Below are 20146 nucleotides of genomic sequence, written 5' to 3'. Positions count from 1 at the left end.
TCATATCCACGATAATGAGAGTAGCCATAAATTTTATTTATTTGCTTGTCTACTTAACAAAGGGAATTCATATTGCATTTGTGAATAACTAACTAAATACTTTAAAGCTTTAAAATGATAGACATTAACGAGATTTTAGTTCGTCAGTTGTCATCCATTTATGATTTTTAACCATCTCATCGTTTTCTGTTGATTTATAATCCACCATATAAACGGTTGTTTTTTCTACATCATCAATTTGAGCTTCTGCACCTTTCATACCAGGCATATGGTCAGCTTCTAATTTAACTGTATCACCTTTCTTGAATCCATTTTCAGGGGCATCTGCAACTTCCTCATTAACGACCCATTTGTGATTATTAACTTTTTCATCACCATTTGTAGGTGTGTAACTCACGACATAAGCATACGTTTTATAAGCACCTTTCACAGTACCTTTGGCATTTTTCATACCAGGCATATGATCAGCTGTAATTGTTATTTTATCGTCCTTTTTATATTTACTGTCATCTGTACTTTTCATATTATCTGGGGCTTTACTTTCACTCTTATGATTCATATGGTTTTCTTGTTTTTGATCTTTAGAATTTTCTTCTTCCTCACCAGTTGAACAAGCTGATAATACTAATCCTGAAGCTACTATAATTAAGCTCAATTTTTTCATCATATTGAATTCTCCTTATAAATTATTTTGTTACTTTTATTTGTCCCATCATTCCATTATCTTCATGCTCAAGAATGTTTTATCTTGGATTATCATAGGCAAATCATTTTTCCCATAATTGCTAGGATAATTATTCTTTTTGTCATCCTCTATATATAATAACCCTGATAAACCATTATAAACCTATTTAGCTGTATTTGGGGAGGGGTGGGGATGATACCATAATGTAGCAGCCTCTTGTTTAACCTCAAATTTTATTGTTTTTTCTTTTCCTGGTTTTATAACTTGAGAAGGGCCTCCATCCACTTTTCCATCTATTTCTAACCCATGCCAATGAAATGTTGTATTTTCATCTAAGTTGTTGACTAACTTAATTTTAACCTTATCTCCTTTTTTTATTTTAAGGTTGGGCCAAGTAAATTTCCATTTTATCCTAAAGTGTTAGAGAAATTACCTTTGTAAAATTCTGTCTTTCCTTTTTGCGCTTTTAATGTATAACTTTTATAACCATTGTTATCTTTTTTAGGCTCTAAAACTTTGGGAAATGTTATTTCATTTTTCCTTGTGAAGAATTCAAATTTTTTCTTTCGTCATGACTTTTCATATCCATCATATCAATTCGCTTTTGATCATTTTCTTTCATGTCCATCATGTTATGCTTACCTTCTGCAAAAGTATCAGTAGGAACCATAAACATTATAGAAAATAACGTAATTAAATTTGTAAACATTTTTTATACATTATATTTACCTCTTTTATTTTAATTTTAATGTAAATGCATTAATTGCTACGATGATCGTACTTAAAGACATAAGTATTGCACCCATAGCAGGTGATAATATTAAACCAATAGGAGCTAATATACCAGCTGCAAGAGGAACTGCAATCACGTTATATCCTGCGCCCCACCATAAATTTTGAACCATTTTTTTCATCGTATTTTTTGAAAGGGACAAAAAATTGATAATATCAGAAGGATTACTTTTAACGAGTATGACATCCCCCGATTCAACAGCTACATCTGTCCCTGCGCCAATTGCCATACCAATATCTGCTCTAATAAGGCTTGGCGCATCATTGATACCATCACCAACCATCATGATTTTGCTACCATTGCTTTGATAATCTTGGATAATTCTTTCTTTATCTTCGGGCATCAATTGTGCGTGGACATCACTAATGCCTAATTCTTCAGCCACTGCTTGTGCCACTTCTTTATTATCGCCTGTAAGCATGACTGGCGTAATGTTTCTCGATAATAAATCCGAAACCATTTGTTTTGAACTTTCTTTAATTTTATCCCCTTGTGCGATAATACCAATAACTTGTCGGTCATGAATTAGGTAACTAATAGAATTCCCTTGTTGAGCGAGATTCGTAAATTGTTCTTTATTATAATCAAAATTGCTTTTATCGAGATAAGAAACATTCACTATTTTGAGTTTTTTATTATCAACTGTGCCTTCTAAGCCTACACCTGGAATATTATTAACTTCTTGAGGAGTAGCATATGAAATATTTTTGCCTTTAGCAAAATCAACAATACCAGTGGCAAGTGGATGATTAGAGTTACTTTCTAATGAAGTAAATAGACTCAATATTTCTTCATTATTTAGCTCGTTCGTAAAACTTTCATAGTGATTCACTGAAAAGTTACCTTCAGTAAGTGTCCCAGTTTTATCCATCATGATGTAATCAATGTGTTGTGCGATTTCTATAGATTCTCTGTTTTTTATGATTAAACCATTATGTGCACCTATAGAAGTAGAACGTGCTGTAACTAAAGGTATTGCCAATCCCAATGCATGAGGACAAGCAATAACTAATACGGTTACAAGTCGTTCGAGTGCGAAATCAACGTTATTTTGAATAAGCATCCATACAATAAATGAAATCAGCCCAATTCCTACGGCAAAGTAAAACAAATAACCTGCGACTTTATCCGAGAGGAGTTCAGCTTTTGACTTATCGTTTTGTGCTTGGTTAACAAGACCCATAACTTGAGATAGGTAGCCGTTTTCACCCGTAGCTGTCACTTTAACTTGTATTGTGCCTGAACCATTAATTGAACCCCCAATAACATCATCATTATGAGTTTTATAAACTTTTTTTGATTCGCCAGTAACTAATGATTCATCAATTGATGTTTCTCCTTGAACAATGATTCCGTCTGTAGGTATACTTTCGCCTGCTCTGACTTCCACAATATCGCCAATATGAATATCTGATATTTTAACTTCTTCTCGTTGATTATTATCAATCAGTTTCACTGCAGTATTAGGTAAAAGTTCTGCCATTTTCTTCAGTGCATTGCCTGCATTACCTACTGCGTTCATTTCAATCCAATGACCTAATAACATGATTAAAATTAAAGTCGCTAATTCCCAGAAAAAGTCCATTGTATGTGTGGATGAACCACTGAAGTTATTCATATAAAAGGCGTATAAACTATAAATATAAGCAACTGAAATACCTAGAGCAACAAGCGTCATCATTCCAGGTTTCTTAGTTGAAATTTCATCTTTAGCCCCTGATAAAAATGGCTTTCCTCCATAAAAGAATAAAATAGTAGCAAGAATTAATACAATCCAATCTGACCCTGTAAATGAAAATTGAAACGGTAATTTAATCCCCATCATGGGCGATAAGATAATAATCGGTATCGCAAAAATCAAAGAAATAAAGAATTTAATTTTAAAATTTCCATGATGATGATGTGCATGATCGTCATGACTAGCGTGATTCTCATGTTCTTGATGGCTATGATTCTCATGATTTTGATGTTTTTCATTATTCGGCAAAATAAAACCTCCTAATTTTATATTTTTAGAGATAGTAATAAGATAATGTGAGTATAACATATACCCCCTGGGCGTATATACTATTTAGTATTTTTTATTTTTCAGCGTTCAGAAAATTTGATAGCCATTTAAATAGAAACTTTAGTCTTGGTTTGTCCATCGCCAAAGAAATTGTGGCATTGCATGGAGGAATATTGAAGTTGAGAGCAAACTAGGCACAGGCGCTGGTTTTATACTTGATATCCTGATTATCACTATACGACCTCAAGGTCGCAAGGCAGATGATATTGAAGATGCTCTTCACTCTATGTTTTCAGCTTTACCTCCTCATATATTTAAATCGATTACTTTCGATTGTGGTAAGGAGTTCTCCAACTGGAAAACAATCTGTAACCGACACGATATTTCGATATTCTTTGCTGCCCCCGGCACTCCGTCGCAACGTGGATTGAATGAACATTCTAACGGGATACTTAGACGCAGTGGATTAGAAAAAGAATTAGACTTTAGTTCAGTCACTGATGATCATATCATTAATGTTGCTCAAAATATTAATCATCGTCCGAAAAAATCACTGGGCTATAAAACACCATTGGAAGTATTTATAACTTTCATCGAAGATGAGAAATGGTCTAGCTTATTTTGACAAACGAAAATATAACATGAACTTATTAAGTCTAGGGGTATTAGCGGGGTATTATTCATGCACAAACCATATAAAAAAGCACCTCTCGAGTATTTTCGAGAAGTGCTGTAAACGTTGATATAACAATGATATTAACGTTTTGAGAACTGTGGTGAACGACGAGCGCCTTTAAGACCTGGTTTTTTACGTTCTTTCATACGTGGGTCACGTGTTAACATACCCGCGCGTTTTAATGAACCACGGTATTCTGGATCTGCTTCTAATAAAGCACGTGAGATACCATGACGGATAGCTTGTGCTTGACCAGTTAATCCTCCACCATTAACGTTTACTAAAACATCGTAGTTACCTTTAGTTTCAGTGATATCGAATGGTTGGTTTAAGTCTAAAATTAATGATTCAAATGGTAGGTAGTCACGTACGTCACGTCCATTGATAGTGATGTTTCCTTCACCAGGAATTAAACGAACACGTGCTACTGAATGTTTACGACGGCCTGTGCCTTTATATTCAACTTGTGCCAATGTATTGTCCTCCTCTTAATTAACCACGTAACTCGTAGTTTTCAGGTTGTTGTGCTGTATGTGGATGCTCAGCTCCAGCATATACGTGTAACTTCTTGAACATTTTGTCTCCTAAAGAACCTTTAGGTAACATACCTTTGATTGAAGTTTCCATTAAACGCACTGGGTTTTTCTCGCGTAATTCACCAGCAGAGATTGATTTAATTCCGCCTGGGTGATTTGAGTGACGGTAGTAAATTTTGTCTTCTGGTTTGTTACCTGATAAGTAAATTTTCTCAGCGTTGATTAAAATCACGTGATCTCCACAGTCAACGTGTGGTGTGAATGTTGGTTTATGTTTACCGCGTAAGATTGATGCAACTTCAGATGAAAGGCGACCCATAGTCTTACCTTCAGCATCAATTACGTACCATTTGCGGTCAATGTTTGATTCGTTTGCCATGAATGTTTGACGCATAATATTTTCCTCCTAAAATAAAAAAAGTTCCCTCTAAATCCTGTCTATATATCTGTAACACAATAAGTTTCCGGGGCTTATTGTCGTGGTTGATATTAAACAATACCGTTGTTTATCTTATAACATTTTGGTGGTGTTTGTCAATGGTATTCCTATAATTTATGTGTTTATTTTTCATTTTTCGTTAAAGTTGTTCGTCGTTCATCGTATGTTTCTGGTTTTTAAAGATAGTGGCTGTACCTTGTGGTATATCTTGCTTTAATGTTTCAGTGTCGAGATAGATTTTCTCCAGGTAGAGTCCTTCTGCTGGTGCGGTCTTGCCTGCTTTTGTTCGGTCTTGTGCCTGAATGATTGCAGGGATACTGTCGCCATCTTTTTGTCCTGTGCCGACGTCGATTAAATACTGCACCATGATGCGTACCATATTGTAGAGGAAGCCGCTTCCGATAACTAAGAAATCATAGCCTTCATGTGTTTCAGTTACTTCAAAGCGGTAAAGTGTGCGTTCTTTATTCTCTATTTCTGTCTTTGCTGAACAGAATGAGGTAAAGTTATGTGTCCCAAGAAAATGTTGTGCTGCGTCGTTCATTTTGTTAACGTCCAGCTTTGTTTTAATGTATGTCATCTGTCCTGTATACATCACGTTACGGTGTTCTGATACGTATACTTTATAGCGGTATGCTTTGCCGATACAGTCGTATCGTGAATGGAAATGTTCACTGATCTTCGTTACTTGTGTAATGTATATGTCGTCAGGTAATGCGGAATTAAAGGCATGCTGCCACTTTGATTCTGGGATTGAGAGTGGTGTATCAAAGTGGACGTATTGCATGCGCGCATGCACACCTTTGTCCGTACGTGATGACGGGTGTATTCGTACAAATTGTTTGTGCATGCGTTTTAATATGCGTTCTAACTCATATTGTACGGTGCGTCCTTCGTTTTGTATCTGAAATCCTTGAAAGTTCGCACCATTATATTGTAGTTGTAATAATATGCGTTCCATAATATGCTCCTAATTTTTTAAATAAAGGATGAGTAATGTTATCGGTATGAGTGTTAAGAGTGACAAGGTGTCATATGTATGCCAGTCGAGTTTACGATATTTCGTACGACCGACATCCCCTTTATACCCTCTCACTTCCATTGCGATGGCTAAATCTTCTGCGCGTTTGAATGCGGACACGAAGAGTGGTACAAGTAATGGTATTATCGCTTTGATACGCTCTTTAAGCGTTCCTGCTGTCATATCACTACCACGTGACATTTGTGCTTTCATCACTTTTTGTGTTTCATCCATAAGTGTCGGTATAAAACGCAGCGCAATACTCATCATCAGTGCCAGTTCATGAACCGGGAGTTTCAGCTTCTTAAACGGTTTAAGTATAGATTCTATTGCATCTGTGAGTGCAATCGGGCTCGTTGTCAGTGTCATAATCGTCGTTAAGAAGACAATGAGTATAAAGCGTAAACTGATCATAATCCCCATTATTACCCCTTGTGACTGAATGTTAATGATGCCGTAATCAACGAGTGTCGCACCTCCTTTTGTTAAGAAGACGTGCATGAGCAATGTAAAGATGAGTAAGAATAGTATTGGTTTTAATCCGTTGAACAAAAACATAAACGATAAGTTAGATGCCTTCAGTATGATGAATATCAGGATAATGCCTACTGCATAGGACTGCCAGTTATTCATCAAGAAAATTAAGATCATCATTATAAAGACGAAGATCATCTTCATGCGCGGGTCCAAACGATGCACAAAGCTCTGCAAAGGCACAAAGCGTCCGAGAATCATCTTATCAAGCATTGGATTCCCTCCAGTCCTTATACATATCTGCAAACGTTTCTATATTGAGTGCAAGCTTCGGAAACTTTATATTGTGTTTCGCTTCAACTTGTCGTTGCAAAGTAACAATATGTGGTGGATGGATATCATAATATGATAGATCTTTGCTGAATATTACTTCAGGTGTCCCTTCCTCAACAACAGTGCCTTGATGCATAACATAAAGATAATCACAGCGGGCTGCCTGCTCCATCTGGTGGGTCACAAGGATAACAGTAATGTTTAATTCACGCTGTAATTGATGAAACATCTCCATAATTTCCTGCTGTCCTTTCGGGTCGAGCCCCGCAGTAGGTTCATCAAGAATCAGCACGTCCGGATTCATTGCAAGTACGCCCATTATCGCAATACGTCTCATTTGCCCTCCTGAGAGCTCAAACGGACTCTTATTTAATATGGACTCTTCCATACCAAATTGTTTTACAAGCTCGTATGCACGTGCTTTAGCGTCTTCTGGTGCTACTCCGTAATTGAGCGGTCCGAACATAATATCCTTTAGCACAGTTTCTTCAAATAATTGCTGTTCAGCAAATTGAAAGACCATGCCAACTTTCTTACGGATTGGTTTTAAGTATTTATTCTTTGTCTTACCTGTAATGGTTAGTCCATCTATCGTAATACTACCTTCAGTTGGCTTAACGAGCGCATTGAAATGCTGAATAACAGTCGACTTTCCAGAGCCTGTGTGGCCGATTATGCCATAAAACATATGTGCTTCAATATGCATATCGATATTATAGAGGGCACGCACTTCAAATGGAGTCCCTTTTGAATAATAATAGCCTAAGTTATTTAATGTAATCGTCATAATTTGTTCAGCAGCTCCATTTCTGTAACAAACACATCTTCGTTAAAAATCAACCGATTCAGTTTCATCTCAAATGGCAGGTCAAGCCCTATATCGATTAAAGCCTCACTATGGGTATATATTTCTTCAGGTGTCCCACATAAAACAAGTGAACCTTTATTCATCACCAATATACGATCACTCTGAAGCGTTTCTTCTAGGTGATGCGTAATATGTATAACTGTTAAGTTCTTCTCACGTTGTAATTTACGAATCACTTCTAATATTTCTATTCTGCCTTCAGGATCTAGCATACTTGTCGCTTCATCTAATATAATAATATTTGGACTCAATGCAATGACACCTGCAATTGCAACACGTTGTTTCTGCCCGCCAGATAAGTGATGGGGTTCGTGTGTTAAATATGCACCCATATCGACATCATTCAGTGCATTCAAAACGCTTTTATGCATTTCATCGTAAGGAATACCATAGTTCTCCAGTCCAAACGCAACGTCATCTTCAACAGTTGCACCAACGAATTGATTATCTGGATTTTGAAACACGATTCCAACCTTTTCATGAACATCGCTAAATGTATCTTCAGTCACATTGATACCATTTATATAGACTTCACCTTCAGTGATTGGCATGATTGCACCCATAAGTTTAAGTAACGTCGACTTTCCAGATCCATTATGTCCTACGATGGATATCCATTCTCCATGTTCAATTGTAAAGGACACATCGTTCAGTACATATGGGCCATCTTCATAACGATAAGATAAATGATTTACTACGACAGCAGACTGCATATTATCACCTCGAATCTTTTTCATTAGTATAACATGCTATATTCTCTGTTAAACATCCATCAGACATTTAACACAAAAAATAGCTATATAAAACAAAAAACCCGGGATGCCAGGTTTAATGAAAAAAAGCGCGCACCCTGCCAGTTGAGTTCACGCAAGTGGTTATTCAATTTGGCAGGCTACTCTGAGCTAGACAATATCTGTGTGTGGCAAACATTATCGTTGCACTCATTTGCTTAAAGTGTGTGTATGTGTAAGATAAGTGAATCCATATTCTTGATAATTTACTGATTAAACTAATTCGATGATTACCATCTCTGAACCGTCTCCACGACGTGGTCCAACTTTCATAGTTCTAGTGTATCCACCTTGACGCTCAGTGTAACGTGGCGCGATATCAGTGAATAATTTTTGAATTGCGAATTGCGTAGTTTCATCTTCGTTTAAAATTTCAACACGACGTAATACAGTAGCTGCTTGACGACGCGCATGTAAATCTCCACGTTTACCTAAAGTAATTAATTTTTCTACGATTTTACGTAATTCTTTTGCACGCGCTTCAGTCGTTTCGATACGCTCGTTAACGATTAAAGAAGTTGCTAAGTCGCGTAACATTGCTTTACGTTGATCAGACGTACGTCCTAATTTTCTGTAACCCATGAATCGTAACCTCCTTTATCAGTCTTCTTTTCTTAATCCAAGACCTAAGTCTTCTAATTTGAACTTAACTTCTTCTAAAGACTTGCGTCCTAAGTTACGAACTTTCATCATATCAGCTTCTGATTTGTCAGCTAATTCCTGAACAGAATTAATACCTGCACGTTTCAGACAGTTATAAGAACGAACTGATAAATCAAGTTCTTCTATAGACATCTCTAGAACTTTTTCTTTGTGATCTTCTTCTTTTTCAATCATGATTTCAGCATTTTGTGCTTCATCAGTTAAATCAACGAAGATATTTAAATGTTCTGTCATAATCTTGGCACCTAAAGAAATTGCTTCTTGTGGTGTGATTGATCCGTCAGTCCATACATCTAATGTTAATTTGTCAAAGTTCGTACTTTGACCCACACGTGTATTCTCTACCTGGTAGTTTACACGTTCAACTGGTGTGTAGATTGAATCAACTGGAATAACCCCAATTGGTAAATCACTTGTGTTATTTTCTTCAGCTAAAGTGTAACCGCGTCCTGCATTTGCAATTAAACGCATTTTTAAGTGTCCACCTTTAGATACTGTTGCGATTTTTAAATCTGGATTTAAAATTTCAACATCGCTGTCGTGCATGATATCTTTAGCAGTAACGACACCTTCATCTTTAACATCGATTTCTAACGTTTTATCTTCATCAGAATAGATTTTAAGCGCTAGCTTCTTAATGTTCATGATAATTGATGTAACATCTTCAACAACGTTTTCAACCGCTGAAAATTCATGTAATACGCCTTCGATTTCAATGTTCTTAACAGCCGCACCTGGTAATGAAGATAATAAGATACGACGTAAGGAGTTTCCTAATGTTGTACCATAACCACGTTCTAACGGTTCAACTACGAATTTACCGAATTTAGAATCTTCACTAATTTCTACTGTCTCAATTCTAGGCTTTTCGATTTCAATCATTATATATCCTCCTTCAACAACGTCGAATAATTTTTTTAGTCCTATATACTATTATAAGTGTCCTTGATACTAATTGAAAATTATACGCGACGACGTTTCGGTGGACGACAACCGTTATGTGGAACTGGAGTAACGTCTTTAATTGCTGTAATTTCTAAACCAGCTGATTGTAACGCACGAATTGCTGCTTCACGACCTTGACCAGGTCCTTTAACAGTTACTTCTACAGTTTTTAAGCCATGTTCCATTGCTGCTTTAGAAGCAGTTTCTGAAGCCATTTGAGCTGCGAATGGTGTAGATTTACGAGAACCTCTGAAACCTAATGCACCAGCAGATGACCATGATAAAGCATTACCGAATTCATCAGTAATTGTTACGATTGTATTGTTGAATGTTGAACGGATGTGTGCAACACCGTTTTCAATATTCTTTTTCACTCTACGCTTACGTGATACTTGTTTACGTGCCATTTAGCTCACTCCTTTACTTTTTATTTCTTCTTGTTAGCCACAGTCTTAACTGGACCTTTACGAGTACGTGCATTGTTTTTAGTATTTTGTCCACGTGTTGGTAAACCACGACGGTGACGAATACCTCTATATGATGCAATCTCCATTAAACGTTTGATGTTTAAGTTCACTTCACGACGAAGATCCCCTTCTACTTTGTATCCATCAACGCTTTCACGGATTCTACCTAACTCGTCTTCTGTTAAATCGCGCACACGAGTATCTTCAGAAACGTTAGCTTCTGCTAGAATTTTTTGTGCCGAAGTTCTACCAATACCATAAATGTAAGTTAATGCGATAACTACGCGTTTCTCACGTGGTACGTCTACACCTGCGATACGTGCCATTTATTACACCTCCATTTTCTTATCCTTGTTTTTGTTTGTGTTTCGGATTTTCACAAATTACCATTACTTTACCTTTTCTGCGAATAACTTTACATTTTTCACAAATGGGTTTAACTGATGGTCTTACTTTCATGTTTCTTACCTCCTAATTTAATATTGGAGTTCTTATTATTTATAACGATACGTAATGCGTCCACGAGTTAAATCGTAGGGACTCATTTCTACTGTTACTTTGTCGCCAGGTAGAATACGGATATAGTTCATACGAATTTTACCGCTAACATGCGCTAAGATCTCATGACCATTTTCTAATTCTACTTTAAACATTGCATTTGGTAAAGTATCAAGTACAGTACCTTCTAATTCAATTACATCTTGTTTAGCCATTATCAAATTCCCCCTTTTTATCAAGATTCCGAAATTCGAGCGGTATATTTTTGCAAAACGTAACGTAATTTAGCGTCTGTTACAAAACCTGTTTCAGAAATACTCGATTTAATTTCAGGTGAGATAACATCACTTAGTATTAAATGCGACAGGTTCTTTTTCTTAGGATGTTTCATCTTCCGTTTATCTCCATCTGCAACAAGTACAAATCGTTGATCAATAATAGAAATAATTACTCCATATAGTCCTTTATCTTTGCCACGAGTTATCGTGACAATTTGACCAATGTTCGCTTGATTCAAACTGATCACATCCACGCTTGTATCTCACCAAAGAGGTGAATTCTAGGTAAACGATTAAAGCTTTTGTAAAACAGCTTCAACTTCAGCAGTAACATCCTTAATATCTTTCGAACCGTCAATATTAAATAATACACCTTGTTCAGTGTAAAAATCAACAAGTGGTTTCGTTTGTTTGATATTAACATCTAAACGATTTCGAACTGTTTCAGGATTGTCATCTGCACGTTGATATAATTTACCACCGTCGATATCACAGATACCTTCTACTTTAGGTGGATTAAATACTAAATGATAAGTTGTTCCACAAGTTTCACAAATGCGTCGTCCTGTCAGACGATTCATCAGCTCTTCTTCTTGAACGTCAATATTAACAACTGCTTCAATCTTGCGATCAGCTTCTGCTAACATGTCATTCAATGCAACAGCTTGTTCAACTGTTCTTGGAAAACCATCAAGTAAAAATCCGCGCTTAGCATCTTCTTCTAATAATCTTTCACGAACGATACCAATTGTCACTTCATCAGGAACAAGTTCACCGTTGTCCATAAAGCTTTTTGCCTTTTGTCCAAGTTCGGTGTTGTTCTTGATAGCAGCTCTAAACATATCTCCAGTAGAAATATGGGGAATCGGGTATTTCTTAATAATTTCACTCGCTTGAGTTCCTTTACCTGCTCCAGGTAAGCCCATTAAAATGATATTCATAAAATGCCCTCCAGACATTAACGTCTTTTGAATCCTCTATATTCACGCTGACCAAGTTGAGCTTTTAATTGTGCAATTGTTTCTAACGCTACCCCGATTACGATTAATAAACTTGTACCACCAATGCGTAGTGCCTGTGGTAGATTTAAGAAATCAGAAACGAGTAAAGGTAATACTGCAATTGCAGCTAAGAAAATTGACCCAACGAAAGTTAAGCGATAAAGAACTCTCGTAATATAGTTTTGTGTGTTCTTACCAGGACGAATACCTGGTACGTAACTACCTTGCTTTCTTAAATTATCTGCCATTTGTTCAGGATTAACCTGCACAAATGCATAAAAATAAGCAAATAAAATAATTAGTATCACATAAACAACCATACCAATTGGTTGTGCCGGATCAGAATGTGTCGCTAACGTCTTCGCCCACTCAGCTTTAGGGAACAATAACTGTAACGTCTTAGGTAGCATAAAGAATGCCATCGCGAAGATAACTGGAATAACACCTGCTGAATTTACTTTTAAAGGTAAAAAAGTAGCTTGTGGTGCTAAACGATTTGTCGTTGTTCTTTTTGCATATTGAATAGGAATCTTACGTATAGCTTGTAAGAAGAATACAGCGATTGCAGTTAAGATAATCATACCAACCAATATTCCGATTGCTTCTATAATCGCCATCGTCGTGTCATCAGCACCTACAAAACGTTGTTGATAATACTGAGTTAATGATGATGGAATAGATGATAGTATACCACCGAAGATAATAATTGAAATACCATTACCTACACCACGGACTGTAATTTGTTCTCCTAACCACATTAAGAATGCGGTACCAGCTGTTAATACAATAGCGATAAGTAGGAAGTTCCATACGTTTGAGTTGGTGATCAATTGACCTCCAAGCATATTGTTGAAACTATAGCTCATACCAAACCCTTGAATGAAAGCCAGTATAATCGTGAAGTAACGTGTAAACTGTGTTAGCTTTTTACGACCCACTTCACCTTGCTTTGACCATTCAGTAAATTTCGGGACGACATCCATCTGTAATAACTGAACTACGATTGATGCAGTGATATAAGGCATAATCCCCATCGCGAGTATTGAGAAGTTTTTAAGTGCACCACCACCAAAGGTATTGAACAAGTCAGTGATACCTTTGTTGGTTTGACTTTCAAATGCTGATGGATTAACACCAGGCACCGGAATATAAGTTCCGATTTTAAAGATAATTAACATTGCGAGTGTAAACATGATCTTGCTACGAATTTCTTTAGTTCTAAAGAAATTGATAAATGTTCTGAACATTAGATCACCTCAGTTGTTCCGCCCTTACCTTCGATTGCTTCTTTAGCAGAAGCTGAGAATTTGTGAGCTTTTACTGTTAATTTCTTAGATAATTCACCGTTTCCTAATACTTTGATTCCAGATTTTTCGTTAGAAACAACACCTGTTTCAATTAATAATGCTGGAGTAATCTCTGTACCATCTTCGAAACGATTTAATTGATCTAAGTTAACAATCGCATAGTCTTTACGGTTGATGTTAGTAAATCCACGTTTTGGTAAACGACGGAATAAAGGTAATTGTCCACCTTCGAAACCTAAGCGTACGCCTCCACCTGAACGAGCCTTTTGCCCTTTGTGTCCACGACCACTTGTTTTACCATTACCTGAAGCCATACCACGACCAACGCGGTTGCGTTCTTTACGAGCACCTTCAACTGGTTTCATTTCATGTAATTTCATTTCGGCACCTCCTTTTATTGATAATTATATTATAATTCTTTAACTGTCACTAAGTGACTTACTTTGTTAATTTGCCCACGAATCGCAGGGTTGTCTTCAACTTCTACTGATGAATGCATCTTAGTTAAACCAAGAGCTTTAACAGTTTTACGTTGTGTCTCAGGACGACCGATGATACTACGAGTGAGGGTGATTTGAATTTTAGCCATTTTGAATGCCCTCCTTAATTGTATAATTCTTCGACTGATTTACCACGTAATTTTGCAACATCTTCAGCAACTTTAAGTTCTTTTAAACCTTCAACAGTAGCGCGAACCATGTTGATTGGTGTGTTAGATCCTAAAGATTTAGAAAGAATGTCAGTAATACCTGCTAATTCTAACACGGCACGGACTGGTCCACCAGCGATAACTCCTGTACCAGGTGCTGCCGGCTTAATTAATACGCTTCCTGCACCAAATCTTCCTGTAACTTCGTGAGGTGTAGTACCTTTCACACGAGGAACAGTGATTAAGTTTTTCTTAGCATCTTCAATTGCTTTCTTAATTGCTTCTGGTACTTCTTGAGCTTTACCAGTACCGAAACCAACGCGACCATTTTTGTCACCGACAACAACTAAAGCAGTGAAACGCATACGACGTCCACCCTTAACAACTTTAGATACACGGTTGATCGTTACTACGCGTTCTTCAAATTCTTTAACTTCTTTTTCACGACGCATTAAGAGTTCCTCCTTTTATTAAAATTCTAGACCGTTTTCACGAGCTGCATCAGCTAATGCTTTCACACGTCCATGGAATAAGTATCCTCCACGGTCAAATACAACTGCTTTAACGCCTTTTTCAACTGCTAACTTTGCTACTGCTTCGCCAACTTTAGCTGCAGCTTCTACGTTAGAAGTTGTTTCAAGTCCTAAGTTTTTATCTTGTGTTGATGCTTGAGCTAAAGTTACACCTTTAACGTCATCAATCACTTGTGCATAAATGTGTTTGTTTGAACGATATACGTTTAAACGTGGACGCTCAGTAGTTCCAGCTAATCTGCTACGTACACGAGCGTGTCTTTTCATACGCACTTTATTCTTATCGATTTTAGTGATCATGAATATTCTCCTTTCCTATTTTAGAGATTACTTACCAGTTTTACCTTCTTTACGACGAACATATTCGCCTTCGTAACGAACCCCTTTACCTTTGTAAGGCTCTGGTGGACGAGTAGCACGGATGTTTGAAGCAATTGCTCCAACACGCTCTTTAGAAATACCTTCAACTTTTACTTTCGTGTTTTTATCTACTGATAAAGTAATGCCTTCTTCAGCCACGATTTCGATAGGATGAGAGTATCCAACGTTAAGGATTAAGTTTTTACCTTGCATTTGTGCACGGTAACCAACCCCGATTAATTCTAAGTTCTTTTCGAATCCTTTAGAAACACCTTCAACCATGTTTGCGATTAAAGCACGAGTAGTTCCGTGGATTGTTTTATGAGCTTTAGAATCAGATGGACGAACTACTTCTAAAGTATTGTCTTCTAATTTATATGTCATTTCTTCGTTAAATGTACGCGTTAATTCACCTTTAGGTCCTTTAACTGTAACAGTATTACCGTCGATTTTAATTTCAACACCACTTGGGATGTCAATAATCTTTTTACCAACACGACTCATTTGTCGGCACCTCCTTCTTTAATTAATTCTTACCAGATGTAAGCTAATACTTCTCCACCAATATTACGTTGACGCGCTTCTTTATCAGTTAATACACCTTCAGAAGTTGAAACTAAGGCAATACCTAAACCATTTAAGACTTTTGGTAATTCATCAGCTTTAGCGTAAACACGTAAACCAGGTTTTGAAATACGTTTTAAACCAGTGATAACACGTTCGTTGTTAGCACCGTATTTTAAGAACATACGGATAACACCTTGTTTGTCATCTTCGATATATTCAACACTTTTTACGAATCCTTCACGTTTAAGGATTTCAGCAATTTCTTTTTTGATGTTTGATGCAGGTAATTCTAATTTCTCGTGACGTACCATGTTTGCGTTACGTACGCGAGTTAGCATATCTGCGATTGGATCTGACATAGTCATTTAAAATATCCTCCTTTCAGGTTTGAATTTTACCAGCTTGCTTTTTTAACGCCAGGTATCTGACCTTTATAAGCTAATTCACGGAAACAAATACGGCAAAGTTTGAATTTGCGTATTACTGAGTGCGGACGTCCGCAACGTTCACAACGAGTATATTCTTGTACTTTAAACTTTTGTTTACGCTGTTGTTTAGCGATCATTGATTTTTTAGCCACTAAATTTAGCCTCCTTTTATATTAGAGATTACTTTTGAAATGGCATACCGAATTGTGTTAACAATTCACGAGCTTCCTCGTCAGTGTTAGCAGTCGTTACGATAACAATATCCATTCCACGTGTTTTACTTACTTTATCATAATCGATTTCAGGGAAAATTAATTGTTCTTTTACACCTAATGTGTAGTTACCGCGACCATCAAACGCTTTGTTTGAAATACCACGGAAGTCACGTACACGAGGTAATGAAACGTTAACTAATTTATCAAAGAATTCATACATTCTTTCGCCACGTAAAGTAACTTTAGCCCCGATAGGCATACCTTCACGTAAACGGAATGTTGCGATTGATTTTTTTGCTTTAGTAACCATTGGTTTTTGACCTGTGATTGCTTGTAGTTCTTCAACTGCTGAGTCTAAAACTTTAGAGTTTTGAACTGCATCACCGATACCCATGTTTACTACGATTTTTTCAATTTTTGGCACTTCCATGATTGATGAGTATTCAAACTTTTTCATCATTTCAGGAGTGATTTCATTTAAGAATTTTTCTTTTAAACGTGTCAATGTGAGAACCTCCTTCCAGATAATTATTTAATGATTTCTCCAGATTTCTTTGCTACACGTACTTTTTTACCGTCTTCTATCTTTGTACCAACACGTGTTGGTTTGTTTGTCTTTGGATCTAATAACATAACATTTGAAACATGAATTGCAGCTTCGAATTCTGTGATGCCGCCTTCAGGATTCATTTGAGTAGGTTTTTGGTGTTTTTTTACGATATTAACACCTTCAACAACTACGCGATCTCTTTTAGGAAGTGCTTCAATTACAGTTCCTGTTTTACCTTTATCTTTACCTGTGATAACGATAACTTTGTCGCCTTTTTTAATATGCATGTCGTAGACACCTCCTCTTAATTAGTGTTTATTATAATACTTCAGGTGCTAATGATACGATTTTCATGAAGTTACCTTCACGTAATTCACGTGCAACAGGTCCGAAGATACGTGTTCCACGAGGTCCTTTGTCATCACGGATGATAACACAAGCGTTCTCATCAAATTTGATGTATGAACCGTCATTACGACGAACACCAGATTTAGTACGAACGATAACAGCTTTAACAACGTCACCCTTTTTAACAACGCCACCTGGTGTAGCATTTTTAACTGTACATACGATTACGTCACCAATGTTAGCTGTTTTACGGCCAGATCCGCCTAATACTTTAATAGTTAATACTTCACGAGCACCAGAGTTATCTGCTACTTTTAAGCGTGATTCTTGTTGGATCATTCGAGTTACCTCCTTTATCTAATTTCTTATTAAATGATTACTGATTCTTCAACAACTTCTACTAAACGGAAGCGTTTTGTAGCTGATAAAGGACGTGTTTCCATAATCTTAACGATATCGCCCATTTTAGCTGTATTGTTTTCATCATGTGCTTTGTATTTTTTAGAATACTTTACACGTTTGCCGTATAAAGAATGTGTTTTGTAAGTTTCTACTACAACTGTGATTGTTTTATCCATTTTGTCAGATACAACTTTACCTGTGTAGACTTTACGATTGTTTCTTTCGCTCACAAGAGTACCCTCCTATCAAAAATTATTTTTGTTCAGTTTTTTGTTGCTCGATTTCTCTTTCACGTACAACAGTTTTCATACGCGCGATTGATTTTTTAACTTCGCGAATACGTGCTGTATTTTCAAGTTGACCTGTAGCTAACTGAAAGCGTAGGTTGAAAAGTTCCTCTTTAAGCGACTTTACTTTAGTTTCAATTTCTGAAGTGGTTAAATCTCTAATTTCCTTAGCTTTCATTTGTGTCACCACCCAATTCTTCACGTTTTACAAACTTAGTTTTCACTGGTAGTTTGTGAGATGCTAAACGCAATGCTTCGCGTGCTACTTCTTCAGGTACACCCGCGATTTCAAACATAATACGTCCAGGTTTTACTACTGCTACCCATCCTTCAACTGCACCTTTACCAGAACCCATACGTACTTCTAAAGGTTTTTTAGTGTAAGGTGTATGAGGGAAAATTTTAATCCAGACTTTTCCGCCACGTTTCATGTAACGAGTCATTGCAATACGAGCTGATTCAATTTGACGAGAAGTGATCCAAGCAGCTGTTGTTGCTTGTAAACCATATTCACCAAATGTTACTTCGTTTCCGCCTTTTGAACGACCAGTTGTTTTAGGTCTATGTTGACGACGGTATTTTACACGTTTTGGTAATAACATTATTATTTTCCTCCTTCACTAGACTTCTTTGTAGGAAGAACTTCTCCACGATAGATCCATACTTTAACACCAAGTTTACCGTAAGTAGTGTCTGCTTCAGCATGTGCATAATCGATGTCAGCACGTAATGTATGAAGTGGAACAGTTCCTTCTGAATATTGTTCAGCACGCGCGATGTCTGCGCCGCCTAAACGTCCTGATACTTGAGTCTTGATACCTTTAGCACCTAACTTCATAGCACGTTGGATCGCTTGTTTTTGAGCACGACGGAATGATACACGGTTTTCTAATTGACGTGCAATGTTTTCCGCTACTAATCTTGCATCCATATCAACTTTCTTAACTTCTACAACGTTAATGTGAACACGTTTACCAGTTAAGCTGTTTAAGTTGTTACGTAATTTTTCAATTTCTGAACCGCCTTTACCGATAACCATACCAGGTTTACCAGTGTGGATAGCGATGTTTACGCGATTTGCTGCGCGTTCGATTTCTACACGAGAAACAGAAGCGTCTTTTAAGTTTTCTTCGATATATTTACGAACTTTTAAGTCTTCATGTAATAAAGTTGCGAAATCTTTTTCTGCAAACCATTTCGCATCCCAGTCACGAATAATTCCGACACGAAGTCCGATTGGATTAATTTTTTGACCCACTGTATTCCCTCCTTAATGAGATATATTATTTTGCTTCTTCTTGAGCTTCAGTGTTTGAAGTTTTAACTTCTTTATCAGCTACAACGATAGTGATGTGGCTTGTACGTTTATTGATGGCACTTGCACGACCTTGTGCACGTGGACGGAAACGTTTTAAAGTTGGTCCTTCGTTTGCATAAGCTTCTTTAACAACTAAAGTATCGATATTCATATCATAGTTATGTTCTGCATTTGCTAATGCTGACATTAATAACTTTTCAACTACTGGTGATGATGCTTTATTTGTTAATTTTAAAATAGCAATAGCTTCCGCTACTTCTTTACCTCTGATAAGATCTAAAACTAATCTCACTTTACGAGGTGCGATTCTGATTGTTCTTGCAACCGCTTTTGCTTCCATGGTTATTCCTCCTTATCTGAAATTAGCGTTTAGTTTTCTTGTCGTCTGCACCGTGACCTTTGTAAGTACGTGTAGGTGCGAATTCTCCTAATTTATGTCCAACCATATCTTCAGTTACGTATACAGGTACGTGTTTACGACCATCGTATACTGCGATAGTGTGTCCAATAAAGTTTGGGAAAATTGTAGAGCGACGTGACCAAGTTTTGATTACTGTTTTTTTGCCGCCTTCCTCTAATGCTTCAACTTTTTTCATTAAGTGATCATCGATGAAAGGTCCTTTTTTAAGACTACGAGCCATTATGGCGCCTCCCTCATTCTTACTGCTACGTTAGCGGCTAGGCCGCTAACTTGAGTAAGTTATTA

General features: G+C 36.9%; 33 protein-coding genes and 2 pseudogenes. 1 reads left to right on the top strand and 34 read right to left on the bottom strand.

Features of this window, described 5'->3' with window-relative positions; genetic code table 11:
- Positions 1–124 precede the first annotated feature (124 nt).
- The 3 genes and pseudogenes from QNJ52_RS08075 to copB all read right to left on the bottom strand — a co-directional run bounded on the left by QNJ52_RS08075 (position 125) and on the right by copB (position 3465).
- Entirely contained in the window at positions 125–667 is a 543-nt protein-coding gene (locus QNJ52_RS08075) for a YdhK family protein (RefSeq protein WP_133445374.1), read from the bottom strand.
- Between the two features lie 54 nt (positions 668–721).
- Positions 722–1394: pseudogene (locus tag QNJ52_RS08070) on the bottom strand (multicopper oxidase domain-containing protein); the annotation flags it as partial.
- 25 nt (positions 1395–1419) lie between these two features.
- Positions 1420–3465 carry a copper-translocating P-type ATPase CopB gene (gene copB, locus QNJ52_RS08065; RefSeq protein ID WP_283722257.1) on the bottom strand — a complete coding sequence of 682 codons (2046 nt, stop codon included), beginning with the start codon at positions 3463–3465 and terminating at the stop codon, positions 1420–1422.
- Between the two features lie 244 nt (positions 3466–3709).
- On the opposite strand from copB, the pseudogene QNJ52_RS08060 reads away from it, so the two are divergent.
- A pseudogene (locus tag QNJ52_RS08060) lies at positions 3710–4111 on the top strand (IS30 family transposase); the annotation flags it as partial.
- Positions 4112–4242: 131 nt separating this feature from the next.
- Here the strand turns inward: QNJ52_RS08060 and rpsI are convergent.
- From rpsI to rpsS, 31 genes are all read right to left on the bottom strand, one after another.
- The gene (gene rpsI / locus QNJ52_RS08055) at positions 4243–4635 is read right to left on the bottom strand and encodes a 30S ribosomal protein S9 (protein ID WP_012656136.1); all 393 of its coding nucleotides are present in this window, start codon (positions 4633–4635) and stop codon (positions 4243–4245) included.
- Between the two features lie 19 nt (positions 4636–4654).
- A complete protein-coding gene (gene rplM / locus QNJ52_RS08050; RefSeq protein WP_219493668.1) occupies positions 4655–5092 on the bottom strand; it encodes a 50S ribosomal protein L13 in 438 nt (145 codons plus the stop codon).
- A gap of 184 nt (positions 5093–5276) precedes the next feature.
- On the bottom strand, positions 5277–6098 hold the full coding sequence (gene truA, locus QNJ52_RS08045; RefSeq protein ID WP_283722256.1) for a tRNA pseudouridine(38-40) synthase TruA: 822 nt from the start codon (positions 6096–6098) through the stop codon (positions 5277–5279).
- A gap of 9 nt (positions 6099–6107) precedes the next feature.
- On the bottom strand, positions 6108–6905 hold the full coding sequence (locus QNJ52_RS08040; RefSeq protein ID WP_283722255.1) for an energy-coupling factor transporter transmembrane component T family protein: 798 nt from the start codon (positions 6903–6905) through the stop codon (positions 6108–6110).
- The gene (locus QNJ52_RS08035; RefSeq protein WP_283722254.1) at positions 6898–7752 is read right to left on the bottom strand and encodes an energy-coupling factor transporter ATPase; all 855 of its coding nucleotides are present in this window, start codon (positions 7750–7752) and stop codon (positions 6898–6900) included. Before QNJ52_RS08035 ends, QNJ52_RS08040 begins: the two co-directional genes overlap by 8 nt.
- Positions 7749–8570: an energy-coupling factor transporter ATPase gene (locus QNJ52_RS08030; protein ID WP_283722253.1), complete on the bottom strand. Its 822-nt coding sequence runs from the start codon at positions 8568–8570 to the stop codon at positions 7749–7751. Before QNJ52_RS08030 ends, QNJ52_RS08035 begins: the two co-directional genes overlap by 4 nt.
- A gap of 267 nt (positions 8571–8837) precedes the next feature.
- On the bottom strand, positions 8838–9206 hold the full coding sequence (rplQ, locus tag QNJ52_RS08025; protein WP_012656130.1) for a 50S ribosomal protein L17: 369 nt from the start codon (positions 9204–9206) through the stop codon (positions 8838–8840).
- Positions 9207–9224: 18 nt separating this feature from the next.
- A complete protein-coding gene (locus tag QNJ52_RS08020) occupies positions 9225–10169 on the bottom strand; it encodes a DNA-directed RNA polymerase subunit alpha (protein ID WP_219493664.1) in 945 nt (314 codons plus the stop codon).
- Positions 10170–10249: 80 nt separating this feature from the next.
- Entirely contained in the window at positions 10250–10639 is a 390-nt protein-coding gene (gene rpsK / locus QNJ52_RS08015) for a 30S ribosomal protein S11 (RefSeq protein WP_012656128.1), read from the bottom strand.
- A 20-nt stretch (positions 10640–10659) separates the two neighbouring features.
- A complete protein-coding gene (gene rpsM, locus QNJ52_RS08010; RefSeq protein ID WP_219493663.1) occupies positions 10660–11025 on the bottom strand; it encodes a 30S ribosomal protein S13 in 366 nt (121 codons plus the stop codon).
- Positions 11026–11044: 19 nt separating this feature from the next.
- Positions 11045–11158, bottom strand: a complete 114-nt coding sequence (gene rpmJ, locus QNJ52_RS08005; protein WP_003156543.1) for a 50S ribosomal protein L36 — start codon at positions 11156–11158, stop codon at positions 11045–11047.
- A 35-nt stretch (positions 11159–11193) separates the two neighbouring features.
- Positions 11194–11412 carry a translation initiation factor IF-1 gene (gene infA / locus QNJ52_RS08000; RefSeq protein WP_001118443.1) on the bottom strand — a complete coding sequence of 73 codons (219 nt, stop codon included), beginning with the start codon at positions 11410–11412 and terminating at the stop codon, positions 11194–11196.
- 20 nt (positions 11413–11432) lie between these two features.
- Positions 11433–11714 (bottom strand): KOW domain-containing RNA-binding protein, encoded by a 282-nt coding sequence (locus QNJ52_RS07995; protein ID WP_241427469.1) that lies wholly within the window; start codon positions 11712–11714, stop codon positions 11433–11435.
- Between the two features lie 54 nt (positions 11715–11768).
- Positions 11769–12416 carry an adenylate kinase gene (locus QNJ52_RS07990; RefSeq protein ID WP_219493662.1) on the bottom strand — a complete coding sequence of 216 codons (648 nt, stop codon included), beginning with the start codon at positions 12414–12416 and terminating at the stop codon, positions 11769–11771.
- Between the two features lie 17 nt (positions 12417–12433).
- Entirely contained in the window at positions 12434–13723 is a 1290-nt protein-coding gene (gene secY, locus QNJ52_RS07985; RefSeq protein WP_219493660.1) for a preprotein translocase subunit SecY, read from the bottom strand.
- On the bottom strand, positions 13723–14163 hold the full coding sequence (gene rplO / locus QNJ52_RS07980) for a 50S ribosomal protein L15 (protein WP_086037937.1): 441 nt from the start codon (positions 14161–14163) through the stop codon (positions 13723–13725). Before rplO ends, secY begins: the two co-directional genes overlap by 1 nt.
- A 29-nt stretch (positions 14164–14192) precedes the next feature.
- Entirely contained in the window at positions 14193–14372 is a 180-nt protein-coding gene (gene rpmD, locus QNJ52_RS07975; protein WP_012656123.1) for a 50S ribosomal protein L30, read from the bottom strand.
- Positions 14373–14386: 14 nt separating this feature from the next.
- Positions 14387–14884 (bottom strand): 30S ribosomal protein S5, encoded by a 498-nt coding sequence (gene rpsE, locus QNJ52_RS07970; protein WP_012656122.1) that lies wholly within the window; start codon positions 14882–14884, stop codon positions 14387–14389.
- An 18-nt stretch (positions 14885–14902) separates the two neighbouring features.
- A complete protein-coding gene (rplR, locus tag QNJ52_RS07965) occupies positions 14903–15265 on the bottom strand; it encodes a 50S ribosomal protein L18 (protein WP_086041704.1) in 363 nt (120 codons plus the stop codon).
- 27 nt (positions 15266–15292) lie between these two features.
- Positions 15293–15829: a 50S ribosomal protein L6 gene (gene rplF, locus QNJ52_RS07960; protein WP_219493657.1), complete on the bottom strand. Its 537-nt coding sequence runs from the start codon at positions 15827–15829 to the stop codon at positions 15293–15295.
- Between the two features lie 29 nt (positions 15830–15858).
- A complete protein-coding gene (rpsH, locus tag QNJ52_RS07955) occupies positions 15859–16257 on the bottom strand; it encodes a 30S ribosomal protein S8 (protein ID WP_012656119.1) in 399 nt (132 codons plus the stop codon).
- A 29-nt stretch (positions 16258–16286) separates the two neighbouring features.
- Entirely contained in the window at positions 16287–16472 is a 186-nt protein-coding gene (gene rpsN / locus QNJ52_RS07950) for a 30S ribosomal protein S14 (RefSeq protein ID WP_008356542.1), read from the bottom strand.
- A 28-nt stretch (positions 16473–16500) separates the two neighbouring features.
- Positions 16501–17040: a 50S ribosomal protein L5 gene (gene rplE / locus QNJ52_RS07945; RefSeq protein ID WP_012656118.1), complete on the bottom strand. Its 540-nt coding sequence runs from the start codon at positions 17038–17040 to the stop codon at positions 16501–16503.
- 23 nt (positions 17041–17063) lie between these two features.
- Complete coding sequence (rplX, locus tag QNJ52_RS07940; protein ID WP_012656117.1) at positions 17064–17372, bottom strand: 50S ribosomal protein L24; 309 nt, start codon at positions 17370–17372, stop codon at positions 17064–17066.
- 31 nt (positions 17373–17403) lie between these two features.
- The gene (gene rplN / locus QNJ52_RS07935; RefSeq protein ID WP_086041702.1) at positions 17404–17772 is read right to left on the bottom strand and encodes a 50S ribosomal protein L14; all 369 of its coding nucleotides are present in this window, start codon (positions 17770–17772) and stop codon (positions 17404–17406) included.
- A gap of 29 nt (positions 17773–17801) precedes the next feature.
- On the bottom strand, positions 17802–18065 hold the full coding sequence (gene rpsQ, locus QNJ52_RS07930; protein WP_012656115.1) for a 30S ribosomal protein S17: 264 nt from the start codon (positions 18063–18065) through the stop codon (positions 17802–17804).
- 22 nt (positions 18066–18087) lie between these two features.
- On the bottom strand, positions 18088–18300 hold the full coding sequence (gene rpmC, locus QNJ52_RS07925) for a 50S ribosomal protein L29 (RefSeq protein WP_041635771.1): 213 nt from the start codon (positions 18298–18300) through the stop codon (positions 18088–18090).
- The gene (rplP, locus tag QNJ52_RS07920; RefSeq protein WP_012656113.1) at positions 18290–18724 is read right to left on the bottom strand and encodes a 50S ribosomal protein L16; all 435 of its coding nucleotides are present in this window, start codon (positions 18722–18724) and stop codon (positions 18290–18292) included. Before rplP ends, rpmC begins: the two co-directional genes overlap by 11 nt.
- A gap of 2 nt (positions 18725–18726) precedes the next feature.
- Positions 18727–19380 carry a 30S ribosomal protein S3 gene (gene rpsC / locus QNJ52_RS07915; protein WP_012656112.1) on the bottom strand — a complete coding sequence of 218 codons (654 nt, stop codon included), beginning with the start codon at positions 19378–19380 and terminating at the stop codon, positions 18727–18729.
- Positions 19381–19405: 25 nt separating this feature from the next.
- On the bottom strand, positions 19406–19780 hold the full coding sequence (gene rplV, locus QNJ52_RS07910) for a 50S ribosomal protein L22 (protein WP_133419693.1): 375 nt from the start codon (positions 19778–19780) through the stop codon (positions 19406–19408).
- Between the two features lie 22 nt (positions 19781–19802).
- A complete protein-coding gene (gene rpsS / locus QNJ52_RS07905) occupies positions 19803–20081 on the bottom strand; it encodes a 30S ribosomal protein S19 (protein WP_012656110.1) in 279 nt (92 codons plus the stop codon).
- Positions 20082–20146 lie beyond the last annotated feature (65 nt).

It is taken from the genome of Macrococcus sp. S115 (genome assembly GCF_030067655.1).
GTDB classification, from domain to species: Bacteria; Bacillota; Bacilli; order Staphylococcales; family Staphylococcaceae; genus Macrococcoides; species Macrococcoides psychrotolerans.
The sequence above is the reverse complement of the archived record's forward strand: the minus strand, read 5'-3'. Positions and strand labels throughout refer to the sequence as shown.